Source organism: Streptomyces huiliensis (assembly GCF_020037025.1).
Lineage (GTDB): Bacteria > Actinomycetota > Actinomycetes > Streptomycetales > Streptomycetaceae > Streptomyces > Streptomyces huiliensis.
In genome coordinates, this window is record NZ_JAIQLH010000278.1 from 1 (window position 1) to 7889 (window position 7889).

Here is a 7889-nt window from a genome sequence, read left to right on the forward strand (position 1 = left end):
GCCCGGGCCGCGGGGTGATCCGCCGCGGCGGCGTCCGCCCGGTCAAGCAGCCGCGCGGCGCGGGCGTACTCCCCGCGCTCGACGGCCCACCGGCCGACCGCGACGAGCGCCTCCGCCACCGTCTCGCCGGCCGTCTCGCCGGCCGTCCGGGCATCCGTCCCGCCGTCCTCGGCTTCGCCGGCGGTCGCGGCCGCCCACTCCTCGGCGGTCGCCTCGATCGTGTCGGCGGCCTCCGGGGCCAGGCGGTGCCGCAGCAGCGGCACCTCCAGGGCGGTCAGCAGGCGCAGCGCGGCGAGGCGGTCGCCGGTGGCCGTCAGGTGGCGGGCCGCCTTGAGGAGGTCGGGGAGGCGGGCGGCGACCGCGTGCAGGACCTGGTCGAGGTGCCGGCCCGCGCGCAGCGCCTCCGCCGTCGCCTCGGCGTACGCGGACCAGTGGGCGGCATGTCCGTCGAGGACGCGGCGCAGCTCACGGGGGTCGGCACCCAGGCGCTTGCGGTGGTAGGCGCGGGCCAGGTAGGTGAGGCGGAGTTCCGGTTCGCCGTCCTGGCCCGGGGTGCTCAGCAGCAGGCTCTTGTGCAGCAGTGACTCAATGCCGGCGACCGCGGCGGCGTGGCCGAGCCCGGTCACGCGCCGTACGGCGGCGGGGTCGACGAAGGTGTCGAACACCGACAGGGCCCGCAGCAGCCCCGGATCCCCGTCCGCGGGTGTGCCGGCCGGCCAGGACAGGGCGGCGGCGACGCTGCGGTGCCGCTCGGGCGTGTCGCGGGCCCGGTGCCGTCCGGGGTCGCAGTCGCCGCGCTCCAGGCGTTCCAGCAGGGCGCGCGGTCCCTCGGTGCCGACCGCCTCCGCGGCCATCTCGACGGCCAGCGGCAGGCCGTCCAGCAGTCGGCAGATCTCGCCTACGGCGAGCCTGCCGGGGCCGCTGTCGACGCCGGGGCGGTGGTACGGCCGTACCCGGTCCGCGAAGAGGGCCTCGGCGGGCGAGCCGGGGCCGGTGGGGAGCGGGCCGACGGGGAGGATCCGCTCGGCGCGGATGTCCAGCGGGACGCGGCTGGTGAGCAGGGTGCGCAGGTTCGGGCAGGCGCGCAGGAGGGCGGCCACGTCGAGGGCGATGTCGGCGACGAGGCGGTCGCCGTTGTCCAGGACCAGCAGCAGGTCGGCGTCGCCGATCCGGTCGGCGGCCTCGCGGGCGGAGCGGGCGCCGCCCAGGCGCGCCCAGAGGGCGGCGGCGTCCGGTGCGTCGGCGAGGTCCACCCAGATCAGCGGGGGCGGCGATGGGGGGAGAGGTGCTGGCGGTGGCAGTGGTGCTTGCAGTGGCGGTGGTGCTTGCGGTTGCACCGGTAGGGCAGTGACCGCAGGGGCCCCGCTGGCTCCTTCGAGCCCACGGGCCTCTACTGGCACGTACACCCCGGCCGTCCCGGTGGTCATGGCTGTCACGGCGGTCACAGCCGCGTGTGCGAGGTGGCTCTTGCCGACTCCGGCGGGTCCGGTCAGGGTGAGCTGACGGGCACGCCCCGGCTGCCCCAACCACGCGCGGAGCCGGCGCAGTTCGTGCTCCCGCCCGTACAGATCGCCGAAACCGAGGTCACCGGGCCCGTAGGGGTCGCACCCTTGAGGGTGGCTCCCTAGGGGGCCAGGCCCTAGGGGACCGGTCCCTGGGAGATCCGTCCCTAGGGGATCGGCCCGTAGGGAATCCGTCCCTAGGGGACCCGTCCCTAGGGGACCCGTCCCTAGGGGATCAGCCCGTAGGGCATCAGCCCCCAGAGGGTCAGCCCCCAGGGAATCACCCACCTCCGGGACCAACCCCCGCACGGCAGACCCCCCGACGTCCCCCCTGCCCTCCCCGTCCGTCCCCTCCCGGCGCCGTCCGCTCGCCGTCCCGCCGGCGCCCTCTGTCCCCTCCGTGACCAGCATGCGAGCAGCCTCCTCGCTCCGCACGTCGCCGTTCTCTCCTCAGACCGCCGGCACCGGCGTGCCGTACCGGGTCACTACACCCGCCAACTCCCGCAGCAACCGCTCCTCATGGGTCCGGACGAAGAAGTGCCCGCCCGGCAGGGTTCGCAGTTCGCTGCCCCGACCGGCGTGATCCCGCCACGCCGCCATCGCGGGGACGGGCACCAGGTGGTCGTCCGCGCCGGCGAACAGGTGCAGCGGAACGGACAGCGGTTCGACGTCGGCCGGTTCCACCCACCCTGAACAGAGCCGCAGATCGTCCCGGACGAGCGGCATGTAGGCGGCACGGAACCGCGGCCGTCGCGCCAGCTCCCAAGGAATACCCCCGAGTTCGGCGAGGGCCCCGGCGAGCCGCTCGTCGTCGGCGTCAGGATCGAGGATCCGGTTCGGCCGCACGTGCGGCGCGCGGTGCGAACTGAGCACCAGGGCACGCGGCGGCGGCGCACCCCGCCGCTGTCGGGCCAGCGTCAGCGCGTGGGCGACGAACGCGCCCATGCTGTGCCCGTACAGCACGTGCGGCCGGGACAGCGCCTCGTCGAGCTCCTCGTCCAGCTCCGCGACGAGGTCGTCCAGCCGGGTGAAGCGCGGTTCGTGCGCCCGGTCTTCGCGCCCGGGCAGCTGCACGGGCAGGACGCGCACCCCGGCGCCGAGCGCGTCCAGGCGCTCCTGCCACCGGCCATAGGCGGAGGCGCCGCCTCCGGCGCAGGGCAGGCAGAACAGGTCGAGTCCCGCCGGTGGCCGTTCGTCCACCGCCGGCGTCAGGTAGGGCGTCGTCATCGCGCGGGCACTCCCCGTCCCACGCCTCAGACCAGCTGCCGCGCGGCGACGGCGCGGTCGTAGTACAGCGTCCCGTCGACGAGGAACTCGCCGTCGAACTGCGAGAGTACGGCCACAGGCAGTTCCATCCGCTTGCCGCGGTTGGGGATGTCCTGCCAGTCAGCCGCCTGGGTCCCGTTGATCCGGCTCTCCAGGATGACGACGTGGGCCGAGTGGTGGATGGCGAGCACCTCGTGTTCGAGGTCGGGGAAGGCCGCCAGCATGCCTTCGAAGTGCCGCCGTACCGCGTCGTCGCCGACCAGCGGCTGCTCGTCGAACGGGACGACGCGGCAGACGCCGCCGGGCTCCCGTCCGGTGCTGGACATCACCGCGGCGGTGTGTCTGAGGACCAGTTCCTCGCGGTGTTTTCGCAGGTCGGAATCGTTTCTCTGCTGGCTGTCGCGCATCTGTGTGCCTCTTCTCCCCGTTACCGGGCGCACGGTCGCGCCCGGCCCATGCCCGTCCAGGAAGGCAGCCGCCAAGCCCCCCGTGGAGCTCCGTCGTGGAGGCGGGAGTCGTCTCTGCCGTCGCTGTCCGGACACTGACCACACAACGTTCCGGCCCGCTCGGCCGGCCTTGCTCCCGGGGTCACCCCGCCTTCCCGGTCCGCGTCCGGGAGGGTCACCACCGACACTAAGCGGAATGCCGTTCTCCGTGTGTTACGCCCATTACCGCGTGTTGTGTGTGATTCAAAATCATGCGCCGAGCCCGGGCAACCATCCGGACAGGAGAGAGGTGAATCTTGACTTAATCGCGCTCCCGATAAACACCCAAACCCGCTGCTCGCGGACAGAGTTGCGCGACCCGGGGACAGCATGGGTGCCACGCGGTGTGGGCCGCGCACCGCCTCAACACGCTCACCATGAACGACGTCCTCATCCGCTCCCACTACGGAGCGGTCCCGCTGCCCGACGCCCAGATCGAGGAGATCGTCACGGACGGCGTACGCGCCTCCCTCCGGCTGTACTCCCCGGCACCGGCCCCCTGACTTCCCTCAGGGGCGCCGACCCGGCCGGGCCCCAGCCGAACCCCGGGCCATCCCCAGGCCCCACCCGAACCCGGGGCCCGACCCGGACCCGCAGTCCCACCGGTACACAGATCCAAGGAGCACGCGGTGTCCTTCCTGCCCCCCGACTATCCCGAGATCATCTACGACCGCGACGAAGGCGAGATCTCCGCATCCTTCCGATCCTCCGACGTCCCGCCGGACTACACGGCGCCCAACGGGAACACGTACCACTACCTCTCCACCCAGCTCTCCACCAACGGGCTCTTCGGCCTCTACAAGAACAGGATGGGACCGGCCGTGGGCAGGACCAGCCCGCACTTCCACAAGACGATGTCCGAGGCCTTCTACGTGCTGTCCGGCGAGATCCACGTCTTCGACGGCGACCGGTGGTTCGACGCCTCTCAGGGCGACTACCTCTACATACCCCCGGGCGGCGTCCACTCCTTCGGCAACGTCTCCGGCGAACCGGCGGAGTTCCTGATGCTGTTCGCGCCCGGTGGCGCCCGCGAGGCCTACTTCGAGGGCCTCGAACACCTGGGGTCGATGAGCGACGAGGAGCGGGCGGAGTTCCTGGTCCGGCACGACAGCTTCTTCGCGGACATGACCAAGGGGCCGGGGGCGGACTCCTGGGAGGAACGGGCGTCCCTGCGGTGGTCGTTCAAGACCCGCTGAGGTCGCCGACCAGGGGCCGGGCCGACGGAGGGGGCGGCCCGGCCCTCGCACCGCCGACGACAGGCGGCGAGAATGCACGGATGGGACACAGGAGGAGCGAAGAACCGTTCATGCCGGGCGCCGGAGCGGAGCCCTCGGAGGACGCCGTCTGGGCGTCCGTCCCCCGGCCCACACCGGACCGGCCCACACCGGACGAGCCGAGTTCAGACCGGCCCACACCGGACCGCGCCCGCCTCACCTGGGCCTGGCGGGACGGGCTGGCCGGCAACCCGGCGGCGCCCGCCACCGTCCTACGACGCCTCCTCGACCCGCCGCCGGAAGGCGCCGCCCCCTCGTCCGCCCCGGAGGTCCCGTTCGCCCTCGTCTACCGAGAGCTCCCCGACGAAGTGGTCGACGCCTGGATCGCCCACCCCGACTGGCGGATCCGGAAACGGCTCGCCGACCGCTGGCGGCTCACGCCGGAACAGTCCGCCCGCCTGCTCGCGGACCCGGAACCACACCGCCGGTGGTACTTCCTCGTCGCCGCCATCGGACACAACCTCCTCAGCGAGGAGACGCTCGCCCGGCTGGCCGCCGACCCCAGCCCGCGTATCCGCGCCGAGCTCGCCCGCCACCACGCGCTGCCGGCCGCGACGGCCGTCACCCTCGCCGCCGACCCCGACCCCGGCATCCGCGCCGCCGCACTGCCCCACGCCTGGGAGCACCTGGACGAGGCGACCCGCGCCTCCCTCAGGGACGACCCGGATCCGGCGGTCCGAACGCGGGCCGCACTCCTGCACCACAGGACCGTCCCCCTCACCCCGTCCGCCTACGCCGAACTCCCGCCGGACGCCCGCGAAGAGGCCGCGGAACACTGCCGGTTGGGCCGAGACCTCGCCGAGCGGCTGACACGCGACCCCGACGACCGGCTCCGCGCCCGCGTCGCGTCGAACGCTTCCCTGGACACCGATCTCGTCGCCGTCCTGGCAAGCGATCCGGCAACGCGGTGGCAGGTGTCGGTCCGGCCGGACCTCACCGAGGAGGAACGCTCCCGCATCCCCGTACAGGTTGGCCCTGACGACCGCCTCTACCCGCTCGACTGGGTGCTCGCCCTCCAGGACGACCCCGAGGCCGTTCGCCGCTGCGCGACGTCCTCCCACCCGCTGCTGCGCCGCAGCGCCGCCTGCGCCGCGTCGCTCCCCCAGGACGTCGCCGACCTGCTCGCCCGCGACGAGGACCGCGTCGTACGGCTCCTGCTTTCCGAACACTGCGCCCAGGCACCGGCGGAGGTGCTGCTGGAGACGTTGCGCACTTGGGAGGGCTACTCGGCCGCCTGCATACCGGACCACCCCAACTTCCCCCGGAACGACCTGATCCGGTACGCGGACGACGCGGTCCCCGCCCTGCGGGCCCTCGCCCTCGACGACCCGCGGGCCACGGCAGGGCTCGCCGAGCGGCTGAGCCGGGACGACGCGCCGCACATCCGCCGCCGGGCCCTGAGGGACCCGCGCCTGTCCCCGGCGTCCGTGGTCCGCCTCCTGGACGACCCCGACCTCCACGTCAGGGTCGCCGCGGCGGCCGACCCACGGCTGCCCGCCCCCGTCCTGGCCGAGCTGCTGCACGACCCGGCGACGGCGAACGCTGCCGCCGCGAACCCGGCGCTCCCGGAGCCGGTGATGCACCGGCTCCTCGACGGGCCCCCGACGGCGCCGGAGAACCCGTCAGCCTAGGGGGTGCCGCCTCAAGGGACCGTCATCACGCCCCCGCTCACCGACCCGCTCGGCAATGAGCCGCCGGTAGTTCGGACATTGGGTGACGTCCTCGTGCGCGCAGTTCAGGCCGCCCTCGATGAAGCCCAATGAGGCCCGGGCCGCCGCGATGCGCGCCCGGAGCTCCTCGGCCGCGGGACGCAGGATCTCGCGCCGGGCGGCCCGGTCGACGGTCCCGGACAGGCTCCTGATGGTGCTCAACCCGAGGCCGGCCTCCTTCAGGATGAGGATCGTCGCCACGCGGGCGAGGTCGTCCGCACCGTAGCGGCGGCGCCCGCCGGCGTCCCGTACGGGACGCAGCAGGCCCACCGACTCCCAATGCCGCAGCACGTGCGGGGCCAGGCCGAACCGCGCCGCGAGGCCGCCGATGCCCAGGGTGGCGGCGGCACCGGCACCCCCGACACCACCGGCACCCCCGGCACCACCGACAGCGCCGTCTTCGCTTGACTTCATGCCGACATTAAGTCCCAGCATGAGGTGCATGCCCAAGACCCAGGAAGCGGTGGAAGAGCACCGCGACATCGAAGCCCTGCTGGCCGTCCTCGACGCCGCGGACCGGGAGCCGAGCGCCGCCCGGCTGCGGGACCGCTCCTACGAACTGCTGTCCCTCGTCCCGGATTCGACCGTCGTGGACGTCGGCTGCGGAACCGGGCGCGCCGTCGCCGAACTGGCCGCACGCGGCGTGCACGCGGTGGGCGTCGACCCCGCCCCGCGCATGCTGACCGCGGCCCGGGAGCGGTGGCCGGGGGCCGAGTTCCGGGAGGCGCGGGCGGAGGAACTGCCGTTCGCCGACGGGAGTGTGCACGGATACCGCGCCGACAAGGTCTTCCACATCCTCCAGGAGCCGGCACGCGCGGTGGCGGAGGCACGGAGGATCCTCCGGCCGGGCGGCCGGATCGTCCTGGTCGGCCAGGACTGGGACGCCATCATGGTCGACTCCGACGACCCGGCCCTGACCCGCGCCATCGTGCACGCCCGCGCCGACCTCCTGGGCACGCCCCGCGCCGGCCGCCGGTACCGCGGCCTGCTCCTGGACGGCGGCTTCGCCGACGTCGCGGTCGAGGCGCACACCAGCGTGTTCACGGATCCCGCGATGCTGCCGCTGCTCACGAGGCTCGCCGAACCCGCCCGCGCCGCAGGTGCCGTCGACCGCGACCGGACGGACGAGTGGCTCGCCGAACAGCGCCGACGTGCCGAGACCGGCCGCTTCCTCGTCGCCATCCCGTTCTTCGTGGCCTCCGCCTCCGTCCCCGCTCGAAAAACAAGGGGACGATGAACGCCGTCCCTCCCGGCGTCAGTTCACCCCCCGGCCGGCCGCCCCACCCCGTGCAGATACGCGTGCAGGTCGCTCTCCCCGACCAGCGCCGTGAGGACGATCCACGAACCGTCGTGGAAGCGGAGCCGCAGCTTGTCGGATCCGAGGCCGGGGCCGGCGGGGTCCTCGAGGACTGCCTCCGACGGGTCGAGGACGGTGAGCGTCCGCGCCTTCCTGTTCCGGCCCGTCGCCACCCGGCGCAGGGGCGCGGCGAGGTAGACGCGCCCGCTGCGGGCCAGGATGACGAGCCGGTGGGGGTGGGGCGACAAGCCGTACCAGCGCAGGAGCAGCCGGCCGGCGGCGGCGTTCCAGTCGCCGTCGAAGACCTCGTCGAGCCGGTGCTCGGCGACCGCCCGCTCGCGGTGCCACCGCCGTTC

The 7889-nt window shown here is 73.9% G+C and carries 9 protein-coding genes; 4 read left to right on the top strand and 5 right to left on the bottom strand.

Going from position 1 to position 7889, the window contains the following annotated elements; translation table 11 throughout:
* From JNW98_RS30980 to JNW98_RS30990, 3 genes are all read right to left on the bottom strand, one after another.
* On the bottom strand, positions 1-1913 hold a 1913-nt coding region (locus JNW98_RS30980; protein ID WP_504755612.1), incomplete at its 3' end, for a winged helix-turn-helix domain-containing protein.
* Between the two features lie 39 nt (positions 1914-1952).
* A complete protein-coding gene (locus tag JNW98_RS30985; RefSeq protein ID WP_223771622.1) occupies positions 1953-2729 on the bottom strand; it encodes a thioesterase II family protein in 777 nt (258 codons plus the stop codon).
* Between the two features lie 26 nt (positions 2730-2755).
* Positions 2756-3094, bottom strand: coding sequence for an ester cyclase (locus JNW98_RS30990; RefSeq protein ID WP_223771623.1), 339 nt, complete (start codon positions 3092-3094; stop codon positions 2756-2758).
* 536 nt (positions 3095-3630) lie between these two features.
* Here JNW98_RS30990 and JNW98_RS36370 point away from each other — a divergent pair.
* The 3 genes from JNW98_RS36370 to JNW98_RS31000 all read left to right on the top strand — a co-directional run bounded on the left by JNW98_RS36370 (position 3631) and on the right by JNW98_RS31000 (position 6158).
* A complete protein-coding gene (locus JNW98_RS36370) occupies positions 3631-3756 on the top strand; it encodes a hypothetical protein (protein ID WP_263421400.1) in 126 nt (41 codons plus the stop codon).
* Positions 3757-3882: 126 nt separating this feature from the next.
* Complete coding sequence (locus tag JNW98_RS30995; protein WP_223771624.1) at positions 3883-4449, top strand: cupin domain-containing protein; 567 nt, start codon at positions 3883-3885, stop codon at positions 4447-4449.
* Between the two features lie 80 nt (positions 4450-4529).
* Positions 4530-6158 carry a PE-PGRS family protein gene (locus JNW98_RS31000; protein WP_223771625.1) on the top strand — a complete coding sequence of 543 codons (1629 nt, stop codon included), beginning with the start codon at positions 4530-4532 and terminating at the stop codon, positions 6156-6158.
* Here JNW98_RS31000 and JNW98_RS31005 read toward each other — a convergent pair.
* Positions 6150-6650, bottom strand: coding sequence for a MerR family transcriptional regulator (locus JNW98_RS31005; protein WP_223771626.1), 501 nt, complete (start codon positions 6648-6650; stop codon positions 6150-6152). The genes JNW98_RS31000 and JNW98_RS31005 overlap by 9 nt on opposite strands.
* A gap of 28 nt (positions 6651-6678) precedes the next feature.
* Here JNW98_RS31005 and JNW98_RS31010 point away from each other — a divergent pair, with 28 nt between their 5' ends.
* Positions 6679-7473, top strand: a complete 795-nt coding sequence (locus JNW98_RS31010) for a methyltransferase domain-containing protein (protein ID WP_223771627.1) — start codon at positions 6679-6681, stop codon at positions 7471-7473.
* 23 nt (positions 7474-7496) lie between these two features.
* Here JNW98_RS31010 and JNW98_RS31015 read toward each other — a convergent pair.
* Positions 7497-7889: hypothetical protein (locus JNW98_RS31015; protein ID WP_223771628.1), on the bottom strand; the 393-nt coding region annotated here is incomplete at its 5' end.

Coding starts and splice junctions, on each gene's coding strand:
- JNW98_RS30985 (WP_223771622.1), bottom strand. CDS start 2,729: ATGACGACGCCCTACCTGACGCCGGCGGTGGACGAACGGCCACCGGCG.
- JNW98_RS31005 (WP_223771626.1), bottom strand. CDS start 6,650: ATGAAGTCAAGCGAAGACGGCGCTGTCGGTGGTGCCGGGGGTGCCGGT.
- JNW98_RS31010 (WP_223771627.1), top strand. CDS start 6,679: ATGCCCAAGACCCAGGAAGCGGTGGAAGAGCACCGCGACATCGAAGCC.
- JNW98_RS30990 (WP_223771623.1), bottom strand. CDS start 3,094: ATGTCCAGCACCGGACGGGAGCCCGGCGGCGTCTGCCGCGTCGTCCCG.
- JNW98_RS36370 (WP_263421400.1), top strand. CDS start 3,631: ATGAACGACGTCCTCATCCGCTCCCACTACGGAGCGGTCCCGCTGCCC.
- JNW98_RS31000 (WP_223771625.1), top strand. CDS start 4,530: ATGGGACACAGGAGGAGCGAAGAACCGTTCATGCCGGGCGCCGGAGCG.